Origin of the sequence: uncultured Caldilinea sp. (assembly GCF_937128415.1) — a bacterium.
Taxonomy (GTDB): domain Bacteria; phylum Chloroflexota; class Anaerolineae; order Caldilineales; family Caldilineaceae; genus Caldilinea.
This window is the reverse complement of record NZ_CAKZMJ010000106.1, coordinates 5,001-21,765: the sequence shown is the minus strand read 5'-3', so window position 1 is coordinate 21,765 and position 16,765 is coordinate 5,001. Positions and strand designations below refer to the sequence as shown.

12 protein-coding genes (1 of these 12 running past the window's edge) are annotated in these 16,765 nt (G+C 62.8%); 6 read left to right on the top strand and 6 right to left on the bottom strand.

Going from position 1 to position 16,765, the window contains the following annotated elements; genetic code table 11:
- Positions 1 to 213 (top strand): alpha-L-rhamnosidase C-terminal domain-containing protein (locus Q0367_RS20065; RefSeq protein WP_298984379.1); only part of this gene is annotated, 213 nt, incomplete at its 5' end.
- Between the two features lie 227 nt (positions 214 to 440).
- On the opposite strand, the gene Q0367_RS20060 is transcribed toward Q0367_RS20065, so the two are convergent.
- Complete coding sequence (locus Q0367_RS20060) at positions 441 to 1,976, bottom strand: aldehyde dehydrogenase (RefSeq protein WP_297630262.1); 1,536 nt, start codon at positions 1,974 to 1,976, stop codon at positions 441 to 443.
- Between the two features lie 510 nt (positions 1,977 to 2,486).
- Between Q0367_RS20060 and Q0367_RS20055 the strand changes: the two genes are divergently transcribed.
- The 4 genes from Q0367_RS20055 (at position 2,487) to ftsH (ending at position 8,185) form a co-directional block, all read left to right on the top strand.
- Positions 2,487 to 3,605, top strand: a complete 1,119-nt coding sequence (locus tag Q0367_RS20055; RefSeq protein ID WP_297630265.1) for a hypothetical protein — start codon at positions 2,487 to 2,489, stop codon at positions 3,603 to 3,605.
- A 78-nt stretch (positions 3,606 to 3,683) separates the two neighbouring features.
- Positions 3,684 to 4,781, top strand: a complete 1,098-nt coding sequence (gene asd, locus Q0367_RS20050) for an aspartate-semialdehyde dehydrogenase (protein ID WP_297630268.1) — start codon at positions 3,684 to 3,686, stop codon at positions 4,779 to 4,781.
- Positions 4,782 to 4,939: 158 nt separating this feature from the next.
- Entirely contained in the window at positions 4,940 to 6,103 is a 1,164-nt protein-coding gene (locus Q0367_RS20045) for a hypothetical protein (protein ID WP_298984376.1), read from the top strand.
- Between the two features lie 171 nt (positions 6,104 to 6,274).
- Positions 6,275 to 8,185, top strand: coding sequence for an ATP-dependent zinc metalloprotease FtsH (gene ftsH / locus Q0367_RS20040; RefSeq protein ID WP_297630274.1), 1,911 nt, complete (start codon positions 6,275 to 6,277; stop codon positions 8,183 to 8,185).
- A gap of 65 nt (positions 8,186 to 8,250) precedes the next feature.
- Here the strand turns inward: ftsH and Q0367_RS20035 are convergent, their stop codons facing one another.
- Positions 8,251 to 9,117, bottom strand: a complete 867-nt coding sequence (locus tag Q0367_RS20035; protein WP_297630276.1) for a pseudouridine-5'-phosphate glycosidase — start codon at positions 9,115 to 9,117, stop codon at positions 8,251 to 8,253.
- A complete protein-coding gene (locus Q0367_RS20030; protein ID WP_298984373.1) occupies positions 9,086 to 9,634 on the bottom strand; it encodes a DinB family protein in 549 nt (182 codons plus the stop codon). The genes Q0367_RS20035 and Q0367_RS20030 overlap by 32 nt, the downstream gene beginning before the upstream one ends.
- A 268-nt stretch (positions 9,635 to 9,902) precedes the next feature.
- On the opposite strand from Q0367_RS20030, the gene Q0367_RS20025 reads away from it, so the two are divergent.
- Entirely contained in the window at positions 9,903 to 12,173 is a 2,271-nt protein-coding gene (locus Q0367_RS20025; RefSeq protein WP_298984371.1) for a glycoside hydrolase family 3 C-terminal domain-containing protein, read from the top strand.
- A gap of 73 nt (positions 12,174 to 12,246) precedes the next feature.
- Here Q0367_RS20025 and Q0367_RS20020 read toward each other — a convergent pair whose 3' ends face one another.
- The 3 genes from Q0367_RS20020 to Q0367_RS20010 all read right to left on the bottom strand — a co-directional run.
- Positions 12,247 to 13,878, bottom strand: a complete 1,632-nt coding sequence (locus tag Q0367_RS20020) for a UDP-N-acetylmuramoyl-L-alanyl-D-glutamate--2,6-diaminopimelate ligase (protein ID WP_298984369.1) — start codon at positions 13,876 to 13,878, stop codon at positions 12,247 to 12,249.
- A 25-nt stretch (positions 13,879 to 13,903) separates the two neighbouring features.
- A complete protein-coding gene (locus Q0367_RS20015; RefSeq protein WP_297630299.1) occupies positions 13,904 to 15,619 on the bottom strand; it encodes a hypothetical protein in 1,716 nt (571 codons plus the stop codon).
- Positions 15,620 to 15,783: 164 nt separating this feature from the next.
- Positions 15,784 to 16,765, bottom strand: partial view of an NADH-quinone oxidoreductase subunit N gene (locus Q0367_RS20010; protein ID WP_297630302.1) — the 3' portion only. Its footprint extends 515 nt past the window's final position; 982 of the gene's 1,497 nt are visible here — the last part of the coding sequence; its start codon lies off the right edge, out of view — the gene reads right to left on this strand; its stop codon occupies positions 15,784 to 15,786.

Below are 16,765 nucleotides of genomic sequence, written 5' to 3'. Positions count from 1 at the left end.
ATCGAGGGAGGCAGGATGCGCCTGCACATCGTCATCCCGGCGAACACGAGCGCCGAGGTGACGCTGCCAGGCGCTTCACTGGCCGAAGTTACGGAAAGCGGCGTCCCCTTGGCGGAAGCCAGCGGCGTCTTGAAACCCGTCCAACGTGCAGAAGGCGTCTGGCTGACGGTGGCGTCCGGGGTTTATGACTTTGCGTATCCGCTGCGGCGTTAAAGGGTGAGATTGATCTTCTGCCTCGCTTTGCGCACTCTCTCATCGACCGGTCGAGGCTGGCGCCGGCGGAGGTGAAGGGCGGGCTGAAGGCGAAGGCGGCGCTGGGGCTGATGGACAGATGCTGGACTTCGTCAAGAAGGTCGTGTCAACTGAGAGGCTTTTAAGCTAAAAAAGCGGGCTGTCTCCGAGGAGAGGCCCGCTTTTTGATAAAAGGAAATGGGAAGATTTTACTCCGACATCCGCGGTGCGACGATATCGAACCAGAATTTGCCGCTGCGTTCGTTGTTGAGCGGCACGTGAATGTGCTTAATCTCCAGATACTCCTTCAACCCCCAGGTTCCCAGCTCGCGGCCGATGCCGCTCTGCTTGTAGCCGCCAAAGGGCGCCTCGGCGTTGATCATATGATAGTCGTTGATCCATACTGTGCCGGCGCGGATGCGCTTCGCCACGCTGACCGCCGTCTCGATGTCTCGGCTCCACACGCCCGCCGCCAAGCCGTAGATGGTATCGTTCGCCATGCGAATGGCGTCCTCCAGCCCATCGTATTTGATGACGCAGAGCACCGGCCCAAAAATTTCCTCCTGAGCGATGCGCATCGAGTTGTCAACGTCGGTGAAAATGGTCGGCGTGATGAAGAACCCGTTTTGCAATTCCGGGTCTTCGGGGCGCTTGCCGAGCAGCACCGGCGTGGCGCCCTCCTCGATGCCCAGGCGAATGTACTCCTCGATGGTTCTCAACTGGCTGGCTGAGATCACCGGGCCGAGGTCGGTGTCGCCGCTGCTGGAAAGTCCCACCCGCAGCTTCGAGGCGCGGTCGACGAGCCGCTCCAGAAATTCATCGTAGATGCTCGCCGGCACGAAAAGTCGCGTGCCCGACTCGCACGCCTGGCCATTGTGCATAAAGGTCGCCCACAGGCTGCCGTCCACCGCCAGGTCAAGGTCGGCGTCTTCCAGGATGATGTTCGGGCTTTTGCCCCCAAGCTCCAGCGTGACCTTTTTGATGGTGCTGGCCGCCTGTTGCATGATCTCGCGGCCGACCTCGGTGCTGCCGGTGAAAGCGATCTTGTCGACCATCGGGTTGGTGCAGATTTCCGGCCCCACCACCTGCCCGGGCCCCGTGACGACGTTGAGCACGCCCGGCGGCAACAATCCGGTCTCATGAATGATTTCAGTCATCTTGAGCAGGCTCAAGGGCGTGAAGGTGGCCGGCTTGATGACGACGGTGTTGCCCGCCGCCAGCGCCGGCGCAATCTTCCAAACCGCCATCAAAAACGGAAAATTCCACGGAATAATTTGCCCGCAGACGCCGATCGGCTCGCGGAGGACGAAGTTGTAGGAAAGTGCCGGAAAGGTAATCTGCGGCACCGGCTCCAGCGGCTCCATATCGGCCAGCTTGGCGAAATGACGAAAATGGATGAGTCCCACCGGGATGTCGAGCAGGTGCGCCTTGCGCCAGGTGCAGCCGCCGTCGCGCATCTCGGCGTCTGCGATCTCGTCCTGCCGCGCTTCAATGGCGTCGACCAGCGCATGAAGCAGCCGCGAGCGCTCTCCCGGCGCCATGCTGGGCCAATAGCCGTCGTCGAACGCCTCTCGCGCCGCGCGGATCGCCAACCGCGTGTCCTCGATGTCCGCCTGGGCAATCATGCCGAGCGTTTCACCGGTGGAAGGGTCGATGGTGGGACGATATTGTTCAGCGATCGGCGCCCGCCACTGGCCATTAATGTAGAGGTTGTAGTACGGTGCATCGCCGTTTGATCGGTTCATAGTCTTCCTCGATTGAACATGGGTGAGCCGTGTAAGCGTTGGGACGGTCGCACAGGGTTCCCCTTGCGTCGCGCCGTTTCTCAGCCTAGCAGCCAGACGTTCTGAAAAAATTGCGAGACGATTGATCACAAACTTTTGATCACACACTTTTGATCACACACTTTTGATTGCAAACTTTGATTGTAAACTTCTCATCAAACCTTTAACCTCTCTTCACGATTTTTTCAGGAATTTATTCGATAGTATAGATGCGCTGTTGTTCCGATGCCGGTGCCTTCTCACCGGCCAACCGAAAGCACCCGGGGCGCCCGCCGCCGGGACTTTCAAAACATAACATAAAAAGTCCCGTCGACCCAAATCGGCGGGACTTTTTTGTGGCGACCTGTCCACCAGGTTATTGTGTTTCCCCTCCTCATGGTAAAATCCATAGCGGTTTCATGGAAGACGTTGCAATGAAAACAGGCGTTCAAAACATCTCATTTATTAAAACATCTCATCTATTGGAGTGTCATGCGTCACGCACCGATTATTCTCTTCGGCGTGGGCGGGGTTGGCAGCGCACTGATTCGCCAGATCGTGCAAAATCGAGCGCACCACGCCACAGAGTTCGAGCTGGAATTGCCGATTGCAGCGGTCTGTGACCGGGATGGCGCCGTCGTTGCTCTAGGAGAGGCTATCGAAGACGTCACCCTCCTCGACATCATCGATTTCAAAAAGCAAGGCGGACGGCTCGCCGACTATGCGCAAGGCGGCCCGCAACAAGACCTCGCCGCCATTGTAGACGTCGCCGGCCGACCCAACGCCATCGTCGTCGACTGCACGGCCACCGAAACGACCGCCCCTGCGCTGATTGCAGCGCTGGAACGCGGATATCGGGTCGTCCTCGCCAACAAAAAGCCCTTGACGATCGAACAGGAGGTGTACGACCGGCTCACCAGAGCCGGGGCCACCGTGAACGGACGTCCGCCGCGTCAGCTCACCGCCACGCGCTGGGAGACGACCTGCGGCGCCGGGTTGCCTGTCATCGCCACGCTCCATCGACTCATCGCCAGCGGAGATGCAATCACCCGCATCGCCGGCGCGTTGAGCGGCACGTTGGGCTACGTCATGACCGGCTTGCAACAAGGGCGCCCTTTCAGCGAAGTGGTGCGCGAGGCGCATCGACTCGGCTACACCGAACCCGACCCACGCGACGATCTGGGCGGCGTCGATGTGGCGCGCAAGGCGCTGATCCTGGCGCGCGGGCTGGGCTGGCGTCTTGGGCTGGAGGATGTCGCCGTCACCAGCCTCTATCCGACGGAAATGGCTTCCCTGTCGGTGACGGAGTTTCTCGAAGCCCTCCCTTCGCTCGATGCACACTTCCGGCGTTTGGTTGAGGAAGCGGTCGCGCAAGGCGGAGTGCTGCGCTATGTGGCGACGGTGGCCGAAGGACGCTGCACTGTGGGGCCGCAGACGGTGGACGCCAGCAGCCCGCTTGGGCAGCTGCGCGGGGCCGACAACCTCGTCGAATTCCACACGCGCTGGTATCAGCCGACGCCGCTCGTGATTCAGGGGCGCGGGGCAGGGGTCGACGCTACGGCGGCCGGCGTCCTGAGCGACATCGTGGAGCTGGCCTTGTTGCATGCGTAAACTGGTTGCGTGCGTAAATTGTTGGATGAATGGTTGGATTTACAAGATCAGCATTTTTCGCTGTAGGAGTGCAGAACGATGAACAAAATTAAGGTCGGCGTTCTCGGAGCAACGGGCGCCGTGGGACAACGCTTTGTGCAGATGTTGCAGGGGCACCCCTGGTTTGAGATTACGGCGCTCTTTGCCTCGGAGCGCAGTGCAGGCAAACGCTACGTCGAAGCCTGCCGCTGGAATTTGCGCGGAGACATGCCGGAGGCCGTGCGCGAGATGCCGGTGCTGGCGTGCGAGCCTGGCCCCGATTGCCAGATCGTCTTCAGCGCCTTGCCTTCCGAGACGGCGGGCGAGCTCGAAGAGGAGTTCGCTGCGGCGGGCTATGTCGTTTGCAGCAACGCCCGCAATCACCGCTACGACGAAGACGTGCCGCTCCTCATCCCAGAAGTCAACCCGGAGCATCTCAAGCTGATCGAGGTGCAAAAGCACAGACGCGGCTGGAGCGGCTGCATCATCACCAATCCGAACTGCAGCACCACGCACATGATCTCGGCGCTGCATCCGCTGCATGTGCGTTTCGGCGTCAAGAAGGTCTTCGTCGTGACCATGCAGGCGGTCAGCGGGGCGGGCTACCCAGGCGTGAGCAGCATGGACATTCTCGACAACATCATTCCCTTCATCAGCGGAGAAGAAGAGAAGATGGAGCTGAAGGAGCCGCAAAAACTGTTGGGCGTCTTCGACGGCCAGCGCATCCGCTACGCCGACGTCGTGATCAGCGCGCACTGCAACCGCGTGCCGACGCGCAACGGCCACCTCGAGGCGATCAGCGTCGAGTTCGAGGAGCGACCGACGCAAGAAGAGATCGTCGAAGCCTGGCGCACCTACCACCCGCTGCCCCAACAGTTGCGTCTGCCGAGCGCGCCGCAGCCGGCCATCCTCTACGACGAGCGCCCCGACCGCCCTCAACCGCGCCTTGATCGCATGGCGGGCAGCGTGCCGGGCATGGCGACCGTCGTAGGGCGGCTGCGCCCCGATCCTTTGCTGCATTACAAATTCATGGCGCTTGGCCACAACACGATCCGCGGCGCAGCCGGCGGAAGCCTGTTGAACGCCGAGCTGCTGGTGGCGCAAGGATACCTCGGTCAAGCGGCTGCTGCGTTGGCGGAATCGACAGTCATGGCGTAAAATGTTAAAAAAATGGGACTGGACAGGCGCACCGACGCCGGGCGCCCGTCCAGCCCGAAAGCATCTGCTGCAAATGCGACCGGGTTGAGGAGCTTTGAGAGGAGTTTCCAGTGCCTTTACCATCAGCTAGCGCCGCGATCAAGGGTGAGAAATCGTTCTTGTACCAGAACTTTGGACGCGCCTCACTGGCCGACTTTTGCGAGGACTGGGTGATCTATCGCAACCTCGAGCCGCTGGACAAGCGCGTACCCGGGATCAAGCAGGCTTTCTATGACATGGAATTGCGCAGCGACCAGATTCCGCGCAAGCAAGAAAAGAACTACGCTCGCGCCGCCGTTTGGTTCATCAAGCGCATTCAGGCCGTGCGAGGGATGAACGCGCCGGTGGAGGAGCTGCTTTTCCTGGGCGACACGCTCTTCAACGATGGTCAGGCGTTTTTGAACATGGCGGAGGTCAGCGGCTGGCGCAGCGCCTGTTTTATCGGCGTCGAAAAGCCGGATGAAGCGCTGGCGACCCGCACGGAACAGGACCTCATCACCATCGCCAATCGTTGGGCCGCCATCGTCGACTGGGTCCGAGCGCTCAAGGCGCAAGGCTTTCAACTCGACGCACGCACCGCGGTGGTCGTCGATATCGACAAGACTGCACTGGGCGCCAAAGGGCGCAACGACAAAGTCATCGATCGCGCCCGGCTGACCGGCATTTATCGCACGATGGATTCTGTGCTGGGGCCAGACTTCGACCAGGCCACCTTCGAGAAGCACTACAACGAGTTGAACCGCTCGCGCTACCACCGCCTCACCGCCGACAACCAGGATTACCTCGCCTATATCTGCATGGTGCTGAACACGCGCCTCATCAGCTTTGAAGAACTCCTCGACGAAGTGGAGAACAACAGCCTGGAGGACTTCGAACAATTTATCCGCTGGGTGGATAGCCGCTTGATGATCAATCCCGCAGCCGGGCTGGCGCTGCGCGAAGTGCATGAAGCGGTGAACGGCGCAGTGCGCATCGGCGATCCCACGCCCTTCAAACGCTTCCGCCGCCAGGAATTCATCAGCACCATAGAGCACATGGGCAACATGCCGGACGACAGCAGCGTCCAGGAAATTCTCGCCAACGAAATCACCATTACAGAAGAAGTGTATCAGTTGGCGCTGTGGCTCAAGGCGCGCAACTGTCAAATTCTGTGCCTCAGCGACAAACCCGATGAGGCTTCCCAGCCTGACCCCCGCCGCTCCGCGGAGCTGCCGCCGCTTCATCGGGCGCAGACCCATCGCGTGGGCGTGGATGTGCGCGAAGCATTGAGCGCGCTGGACTGAGAGAAGCGCGATCGCGCGCAAGGAGAACCGTCTGCGCACAGCAGGATCACCGGCCCATCGCCTGCATCAACCCGTAACTCGAATTACTGACCCCGGAGCGTCGGGTCGATATGCTGCTGATAGAGACTTTGATGATTTGGACTTGTTTCCTGATTGAACGAGTGACAAAAAATGTCGTCACCCAAACGACCTTCTGACCATCGCACCCCGCCCGGTTCAAACGGGGGAAACTGGCTGAGCCGAAGCTGGTTTTGGATCGTGCTTGTGATCCTGCTGCTGATCGGCTCGCGCTTCCTCTTCGCTCCCTCGGGCGACGCCGCCAACCTGGTGGGGTTGAACCAGGTGGCGAACTACATCAACAACGACGACGTGCGCTCCATCCTCGTGCAGGGCGACGCCGTCTACGTCCAGCTGAAATCGAGCGCGCAACGCCTTCAGACGCGCAAAGAAAACAACCAGAGCCTGCTCGACACTTTGCGCGCGCTTGGCGTGAGCGAGGAGCGCCTGCAGACTCTGCCCATCGAGGTCGAAAGTGCGCCGAACAGCGGAGCCATCTTCAGCTGGCTGGTCATGATTCTGCCGATGCTGCTGGTCTTCGCCTTCTTTATCTTTATCATGCGTCAGGCGGGAGGAGGTGGGCAGAATCGCGCCATGCAATTCGGCCGCAGCCGCGCACGGAAAATGGAAGGCGCCGACCGCCCCACCGTCACCTTTGCAGACGTCGCCGGCTCCGACGAAGCCAAGCAGGAGCTGCAGGAGGTCGTCGAATTTCTTAAAGAGCCGCAAAAGTTCGCCGCGCTGGGCGCGCGCATTCCAAAGGGCGTGTTGATGGTGGGCGCCCCCGGCACGGGCAAGACGCTGCTGGCCAAAGCGGTCGCAGGCGAAGCGGGCGTCCCGTTCTTCGCCAGCTCCGGCTCCGAATTTGTGGAGATGTTCGTCGGCGTCGGCGCCAGCCGCGTGCGCGATCTCTTCGAGCAAGCCAAGAAGAACTCACCCTGCATCATTTTTATCGACGAAATCGACGCAGTGGGACGTCACCGCGGCGCGGGGCTGGGCGGCGGCAACGATGAGCGCGAGCAGACGCTAAACCAGATTCTGGTCGAGATGGACGGCTTCGACACCGACACCAACATCGTCATCATCGCCGCCACCAACCGACCGGACATCCTCGACCCGGCGCTGCTGCGCCCTGGCCGCTTCGACCGCAAAGTTGTGGTTGATCGGCCAGACCGTCGCGGCCGCGAGGCGATCCTGAAGGTGCACACGCGCGGCAAGCCGCTGATGCCGGACGTTGACCTGGGCCTGATTGCGGCGCAGACCGCCGGCATGGTGGGCGCCGACCTCGAAAATCTGGTCAACGAGGCGGCGATCCTGGCGGCGCGGCGCAACAAGCGCGCCATCGGCATGTCGGAGTTCATCGAGTCGATCGAACGCGTGATGGCCGGGCCGGCGCGACGCAGCCGCGTGCTCGACGCCGAAGACCGCCGCGTGATCGCCTATCACGAAGCGGGCCACGCCATCGTGATGGAGGCGCTGGAGCACACCGAAGGCGTGAACAAGATCACGATCGTCAGCCGTGGTCAGGCGCTTGGCTATGTGATGCCCTTGCCTGAAGAAGATCGCAACCTGCGCAGCCGCGCCGAGTACGAAGACACCCTGGCCGGGCTGTTGGGCGGTCGCGTCGCCGAGGAGCTGATCTTTGAAGAGCCGACCACCAGCGCCGCCAACGACCTGGAACGCGTCACCAAGCTGGCGAAGGCGATGGTGACCCGCTTCGGCATGAGCGACGTGATCGGCCCGCTGCAGCTCAATTCTGGAGATTCCAACCCCTTCCTGGGGTTGGAGCTTGGTCAACAGCGTTCCTACAGCGAAGATGTGGCGCGCAAAATCGACGCTGAAGTGCGCCGCATCGTCAGCGAAGCATACGACCGTGCGCGCGCCGTGCTCAAGGCTCGTCAGGCCCAGCTTGTTCAGGTCGCCGAAGCGCTTTTAGAGAAAGAAGTGCTGGAGCGCAAGGAGTTCCTCCAGATCTTACAATCCGGCGCCCCCCTCCCTGAAATGGCGGCCGCCAGCGCCGATTGAACGTGTTGCGTGTTACGTGCTGCGTGGTTTTGTTACGCAACATGCAACACGCAGCACGCAACACGCTATCCCTTTCCCGCCAACGCCACAGCGATTTGCGCCGCCACCCCGGCGTTGTTGCGCAACAGCGCCAGATTCGCCTGCAAACTGCGCTCCCCGGTCAATTCAGCGATGCGTTTGAGCAGAAAGGGCGTCACCTCTGCGGAGCGCAGACGTTGCGCCTCCGCCTCCTTCACCGCCTGCTCGATCGCCGGCTCGATCTCCGCCGCCGGGATCTCCGCTTCAACAGGAACCGGAACCGCCACCAGCAGGCCGCCCGGCAGCCCCAGGCGCTGTTTGGCGCGCCAGATGGCCGCCACTTCTTCAGGAGCGTCGCAGCGGACATCCACGCCCAGTCCACTGCTGCGGCTGTAGAAAGCGGGGAACTCCTCCGTCCCGTAGCCGACCACGGTGACGCCGAAAGTCTCCAAATACTCCAGTGTCGCCGGCAGGTCGAGGATCGCTTTGGCGCCTGCGCAGACGACCACGACGGGCGTCTGCGCCAGCTCCTGCAGATCGGCGCTGACATCATCCCCGCGCCCGCGGTGGACGCCGCCGATGCCGCCGGTGGCGAAGACCTCGATGCCGAAACGGTGCGCCGCCCACATGGTCGTGGCCACAGTGGTGGCGCCGTCGAGTCGGCGCGCCGCCACGATCGGCAGGTCGCGGCGGCTCACCTTGCGCACATTGCTTGCAGTCGCCAGATGGTGCAACTCTTCGTCGCTTAAGCCGGCGCGGAGTTCTCCACCTAAGATAGCCACCGTGCGCGGCTCGGCGCCGTAACTGCGCACGATATTCTCCATCTCGCGCGCCAGAGACAAATTTTGCGGGTAAGGAAGGCCGTGCGAAATTACGGTCGATTCAAGCGCTACGGGCGGGCGGTTCACTGACATGCAAAAGTCCTTTCTCCGGTCGATAGGGCGCTTTGTGATCGAGGTCGCCGATGAACTCCGGCAGATCCGTGTGACCCAGCAGCTGACGGATCGCCATGATCTCGCCGATGTGATAGTAGTAATGGTAGATCACGCGCAACATCAGCGAGCCGTAGGTCGTGGTGATCCCCCAGCCCGGCACGGTGAACGGCTCCGTCAACGTCGGCGTGGCGACGCCGTCAAGCCAGGGGTCAGAGGCGGCGGTCACCTCGCGCCACGCCTGCAACACCTGTTCCAGCGGCGGCGCGCTGGCAGGCCGTCCGTAGGCGAAGTCGGCGTCCAATTCGGGTCGCAGCTTGGTTCCCTGGGCGAAACGCAGCCAGTAACGCTGCTCCTGCCAGGCGAGATGACCTACGATCCAACTGATGCAGTTCATGGGCAAGAAGCGTCTGCGCGCCTCCTCATCGTTTACGCCGGACAGAGCGCGCTGCAGCTCGCCGCGCGTGAAACGCAGCTGCTCCACCAAGGGATGCGTCATTTGATCGGTTCCTTTCTTGAGACACTTTTTTCTTGTGAAACAAAAGGCGGATTTGTGGCATGATGACGCCAGAACAAGTCAGCAAGGATATTTCAACACAGACCGAAAACAGTGTACCATAAAAAGAGTGCAAAACTTTGGAGGCGCATCCCAGCGTTGTGCATTCATCTCATGAAGTATCTCAGCCGAGGAATCCATTTTCGGCGCATCATTCAAGTTTACTCAAAAACTTTAACAAAATATCCATCACAAACGAAAGCGAGAACCTATGAAAGACATTGCATCGCTTGTTTCCCAGATGACCCTTGAAGAAAAGGCGGCGTTGGTCACCGGCGCCAGCGCATGGACGACGACGCCGGTCGAGCGGCTCGACATTCCGGAGCTGCTCATGTCGGATGGGCCGCACGGCGTGCGCCGCGTGCCGGACGTGCACGCGCTCGGCGCACCGAGCCTGCCCGCCACCTGCTTTCCGACGGCGGCGCTGCTGGCGTCGACGTGGGACCGCGAGCTGTTGTACGCCATGGGGCAGGCGCTGGCCGAAGAGGCGATTGCGCTCGGCGTCGGCGTGCTGCTGGGGCCGGGCGTCAACATGAAGCGCACGCCGCTCTGTGGTCGCAACTTCGAGTACTTTTCCGAAGACCCCTTCCTCGCCGGCGAGCTGGCCGCCAGCCTGGTGCAGGGCGTCCAGAGCAAGGGCGTAGGAACCTCCCTTAAGCACTACGCAGCAAACAACCAGGAGACGCAGCGCATGCGCATCGACGCCGTCGTCGATGAACGCGCGCTGCGCGAAATTTACCTGCCCGCCTTCGAGCGCGTGGTCAAACAAGCGCGCCCCTGGACGGTGATGTGCGCCTACAACAAACTCAACGGAACCTATTGCTCCGAACACCCCCAATTGTTGACGCAAATCCTGAAAGAGGAGTGGGGGTTTGAAGGTCTCGTCGTCTCCGACTGGGGCGCCGTGCACGACCGCGTCAAGGCGCTGCAGGCCGGCCTGGACCTGGAGATGCCCGGCCCCAGGCCGCACCGCACCCAGGCGGTGATCGACGCGGTGAAGTCTGGGAAATTGGATGAAGCCGTGCTCGACGAAGCGGTGCGACGGGTGCTGCAGATCGTCTTCCGTGCGGCGGAGACGCCTAAAGGTGGATCGTTCGATGTCGCCGGCCATCATGCGCTGGCGCGGCGGGTGGCGGCGGAAGGGATGGTGTTGCTCAAGAACAACGGCATCCTGCCGTTGATCCATCCCCAGCGCATCGCCGTGATCGGCCGTGCGGCGAAGGAGCCGCATTTCCAGGGCGGCGGCAGCTCGCATATCAACCCCACACAGGTGGACAGCCCTTTCGACGAGCTGCAAGCGCGCGCGGGCGACGCTGTGCTCACCTACTGCCCCGGCTATCCCGCCGACGACAGCTTCGACCAGGCGCTGATCGACGAGGCAGTGACCGCAGCGCAGGCGGCGGAAGTGGCGCTGCTCTACATCGCCCTGCCTTCGTACAAGGAGTCCGAAGGATATGACCGCGCCGACCTCGACCTCACCCGCCAGCAGGTCGCCCTGATTCAGGCGGTGAGCGCCGTGCAGCCGCGGTGCGTCGTCATTTTGCACAACGGCTCCGCCGTGGTCATGAGCGAATGGATCGAGGGCGTGGCGGCGGTGCTGGAGGCGTGGATGATGGGGCAGGCGGGCGGCGGCGCCATCGCCGATATTTTGTACGGCGTCGTCAATCCCTCCGGCAAGCTGGCCGAAACGTTCCCCGTGCGGTTGGTGGATACGCCTGCTCATCTCAATTTCCCCGGCGAAAACGGCCAGGTGCGTTACGGTGAAGGGCTGTATATCGGCTATCGCTACTATGACGCAAAACAGGTGGCTCCCCTCTTCCCCTTCGGTCACGGCCTCAGCTACACGACCTTCGCCTACAGCAACGTGCGCGTCTCCGCCTCGACCTTCCGCGACGTGGACGGCGTCACCCTCAGCGTCGATGTGACGAACACCGGCAGGAGGGCGGGCAAGGAGGTGGTGCAGGTCTACGTGCGCGACCGCCGCTGCTCGCTGCAGCGTCCGCCTAAGGAACTCAAGGGCTTCGCCAAGGTCGAGCTGCAGCCGGGCGAGACGAAGACGGTGACCATCCCGCTTGACTTTCGCGCCTTCGCCTTCTGGCATCCAGGCCATAAGCAATGGGTGACCGAAGACGGCGAGTTTGACCTGCTGATCGGCGCGTCCTCGGCGGACATCCGCGCCCAGGCGACGGTGACCCTGCAATCGACGCTGCAGTTGCCCAGCCTGCTCAATCGCGAATCCACCGTGCGCGAATGGCTGGAGGACCCGCGTGGCCGCGCCGTCTTCGAGCCGTTCTTCCAGCAGATGATGGCGCAAATGCGCGCTGCGATGGGGGGCGGCGAAGAGGAAGGCGGCATCGGCATGGACATGACCGGCTTCATCATGGAGACGCCGCTGGTGAGCATCCTCGGCTTCCAGGAAGCGATGCTGCCTGCGCCCGCCGAGGCCATCGTCGCCGATCTGTTGCAGAAGGTGCACGGCTAATCTGAAGAGGGCGCAAAAATAAACTGCCGCCGCATGCGCTGTGCATGCGGCGGCGTTTCCACCGGTCTTGGCGCTACACGCTTTCGCGTTGCCATCGATCGGCGCAGCGCTGCAACGCCGCCCGCATCGCCTCCTGGTCGCTCCATGGATATTCGATCTCGCCAAAGCACATGCTGCGTTCATGTCCCTTGCCAAAGGCCGCCACCACGTCTCCTGCTCGCGCCATCTCCACGCCGGCTTGAATCGCCTCGCTGCGGTCAGGAATGATGACATAGCGGTCCGGCCCTGCGAACTCGCGCACTCCGCGCTCGATTTCCCGGCAGATTTCCTCCAGGTCCTCGGTGCGCGGATCCTCCGCCGTGATGATGGTGTAGTCCGCCAACTGACCGCTGACCCGCCCCATCAAATAGCGCTTCTCGCGGTCGCGCAGCCCCGCCGAGCCGAAGATGGCGATCAAACGGCCGCCCTCTCCGTTGCGCCCGACGAGCGGCCGGAGCGTAGTCAACGCCCGCTCTAGGCTCACCGGCGTGTGCGCAAAATCGACGATGGCCAGAAAGGGTTGACCGACGTCGATGCGCTCCATTCGCCCCGGCACGGGCGGCATCTCCTTCACCCCGCGCTGCACCGCCGAGGGCGGGATGCCGAGCGCCAGCGCGACCGTCGCCGCGCACGCGGCGTTGTACACATTGAATTCGCCGATCAGCGGCGACTCGACCGGGAAACGGCCGCCCCACCAGCGCAGGTCGAAGCGCGTGGCGTCGGCGTCATAAGCAATGTTTTCTACAGCGACGTCTAAGGAATGCGGAGAGCGCCCGGCGATCCCGTAGCTGCGAATCGCTACGTCCAGGGCGCTGCTTTCCATCTCCTCGGCCAGTGCGGCGCGCAGGGCGTCGTAGCTGCCGGCGTCATCGGCGTTGAGCACCGCCGCGCGCGGCGCGCCCGGCTTGGGCGAAGAGGCGAAGAGCGCACGAAAAAGCAGCGCCTTGGCCGCCACATACGCCTCGCGCGTGCCGTGATAGTCGAGATGTTCGTGGGTGATGTTGGTCACCGCCGCCACATCAAAGTCGACGGCCGCCACGCGCTGCTGATGCAGGCCGTGACTCGTGCTTTCGACCACCGCATAGCGACAGCCCGCGTCCACCATGGCGCGCAGAAAACGCTGCACGTCGGGCGCATCCGGCGTGGTGACGTGCAGGCCGGTGTCGATCTCCTCTCCTCGAATGCGCGCGCCCACGGTGGTGATCACGCCGACCGCCCCGGCGGGCGCCTCTGTCGTCGCCGTCGCCGCGCGCAGGATTGACTCCAGAATGGTGGAGGTCGTCGTTTTGCCGTCGGTGCCGGTGACGCCCACGACGGTGAGGCGCCGACTCGGAAAACCTTGCAGCGCCGCACAGACGAAGGCCAGGGCGCGACGGCTGTTCTGCACGCGCAGATAAGGAACTGTGCGCCCTAAGCCGTTCGCTTCGGCGTCGATGATTTCAGAAAGAGGGCGTTCGCCGATCACCGCTGCGACGCCTTGTGCGATCGCTGCGGGGATAAAACGATGGCCATCGTTGTGAACGCCCGGCACGGCCACAAACAGCGAACCCGGACGCACCTGCCGGCTGTCGGCGGTGACGCCCTCAATTGCGATATTCGACGCCTTTTCGGAAAAAGAAAGCTCTGCGTCAGGGAGCGTGTTCAGCAATTCTCGCAGCGTCATCATACAAATGCTCAGCGTGCTCAGAGGCTTAGATATCTCGCGGTCCGCGCAGGATCGACACGCCTGCAGCCAAAACGACCAGGCCGAACACCACAATTGCGCCCATCAGGATTGCGGGCAGACGCGCGTTGAGCTCGGCGATCACGTCGATTGGCGTCACAGCCGCTTCTGGCGTCGCTGAGACTGAAAGCGGCGTAGGCGTCACCGGCGCAGTCGCTTCCATTGTCGCCGCGCCGACCGACGAAGGCGCCTCGGACGGCGAGGTCGCCGTGGGCGTGGCGGTCGGCGACGCCGCGAGGACAGGCGTGGCGGTCGGCAGCACGATCGCCGCGCCGCCCGGTGAAGCTTCGATCTCCGACGCGGCCTCGGGGGTTAACGAGACGGGACGCACCACGCGCATCAACGCGTCGATGGCGCGTCGGCTGGCGTCTCTTTCCGAAGAGGGAAGATTGTCCACGCCGGCTGTCGCCCCGGCGGCAGCCTCGCCTTGCGGTTGCGTCGTTGTGGCGTCGGAGGCTTCCGTCTGCACCGGCGTCGGCGTCTCCGTCGGGATGGGCGTGTCCGTCGGGATGGGCGTGTCCGTCGGGATGGGCGTGTCCGTCGGCGTCGCTGTGAAGGTCGGCGTCGGCGTCTCCGTCGGCGTGTTGGTGGGCGTCGCCGTGAAGGTCGGCGTCGGCGAGGGCGTGGGGGTGGGCGTGGCCGTCGCCAGGGCCGCAGCCACGTTCAGCGCCGGCATGGCGGCGATGCTGAAGAAGGTCACGCCTTCGTCGTCGCTGCGCGCAACCCATCCCTCCCCGCCTGCATACACAGTGCGCGGGGCGCGCGGCGTATTGGCGACGCTGTAAACCGCCGTGCTGTAGGGTGCGCCGTCGAGCGTAGCCAACGACCACGACTCCTCGCGGCCCACCCATAAACCATTGTCACTGGCGGCGACAATCAAACGGCCCGTAGAAACGAGATCATAATAAACGCTGTTGGGAAGGCCGGATATCTGCGTCCAGGTCTCCCCATCTTGACTGACATAGAGCGCCGAGCCGGAGCCTGCATAGAGGACGCCGCCATCCGCCAACAAACTGAAGATGATGCCGGTCGTCGGCGTGCCGGGGACAGCTTCCCAGGCTGCAGCGCCTGCCGGCAGGCGATAGAGCCCGTTGTGCGTGCCTGCGTACAACGCATCGCCAAAGAAGGTCAACGAGCGCACTCGCCGCGCCTCGCCGACCAGTCCTCGGTCAAGCTGCTGCCAGGTGACGCCGCCATCCTCGCTGCGGAAGACGCCATCGAAGCGGGTGCCCGCGTAGAGCACGGAGCGATTGTTCTCAACCGCCATGTACAGCACGCCCACTGCGCTGTTGGCGCTGAGCAGGTTGCGGAAACCGGGAATTTCGCTCCAGGAGGCGCCGCCATCCAATGAGCGGAAAATAAAGCCGGCGCCTCCGTCGGACGCGTAGGCCAGCCGTCGGTTGCGCGGGTCGTAGACGAGCGAGGTGATGCTGATGTTCGGCGGCAGGTCCGGCGTCGTATTGACCCAACGGATCCCGGCGTCCTCGCTGCGATAGATGCCCGCCGGGCGCGGCGAATTGAGAACGCCGGCCAACACCTCGTTGGGCGCCAGCGGCGCCACCGCCAGGCTCAGAACCGGATTGGCGGTCGGGGCGACGCCCTGCGCCGCCATCCACTGCGGCCTCAGCGCCAGCCAGGCGCCTATTAACACCGTCAGCGCAATCAGAGCGCTGCGCAACCTCACACGGATCGAATCCCTTGTCATCATCCAGGTAGTATACCTGCACCCTTCCAATTTGGAGAACTGCTGAGGGACAACGCACCTGACGCCAGCAAAAAGGCGAGACCTGGAGCAGGTCTCGCCTGGGTGCAATTCACGACGCCGCTTCCACGGCGCCTGTCGCCGACCTATAGAATGGTGAGCAGAAACTGGGATGCGCTGTTGGCCCACTCGATGATGAGACCGGGATACATGCCGACCCAGAAGACGCCCAGCACGCAGATCGTGACGATCGCCTGGACGCCGATGCCGGGCGCGCCGATAAGCGGTCTCACCTCGCCCTCTTCGCTTGGGAAGAACATGACGCGCGCCAACGACATGTAGTAGTAAGCGGAGATGGCCACGTTGATCAACGCCATGGCGGCCAGGAAATAATACTGATGTTGAATCGTGGCGCCGAAGACAAAGAACTTGCCTACAAAGCCGGCGGTCAACGGAATGCCGACGAGGCTCAGCAGGAAGATCAGCATGGCCGTCGCCAGCCATGGCGAGCGCCGCACAAGCCCTGAAAAGTGCACGTAATCGCTGCCGCCCATCATGTTTTCAACCGCCATCACCACCATAAAGGCGCCAATGTTGGTGAACAGATAGCCGATCAAGTAGATGAGCATGCCGTTAAGGCCGTTCATCGAAAGCGACATCACATCGACGACGCTGGAATCCACCACAGCGGTGAGCCCCAGCAGAATGTAGCCGGCGTGGGCGATGCTGCTGTAGGCGAGCATGCGCTTAACGTTTGTCTGGCGCAGCGCCATCAGATTGCCGGCGAACATGGAGAGCACGCTGAGCGCCCCCAGCACCGGCACCCACACCACCGCGCTTGGCCCGAAGGACAGCAACAGGATGCGCGCCATGACGGCGAAGCCCGCCGCCTTGGAAGCCGTCGAGAGATAGGCAGTGACAGGCGTGGGAGCGCCTTCATAGGTGTCCGGCGTCCACTGAAAGAAGGGCGCCAGGCTGGTCTTGAAGCCCAGTCCCGCCATCACCAACAACACTGCGGGCCCCACCGCCAGCCGCACCGATTCGTTCTCCAGGAAGGTCTGCCCGATCACGACCAGATTCAGCGAGCCGGTCGCTCCGTACATGAAAGTCATGCCGTAGAGCATGACG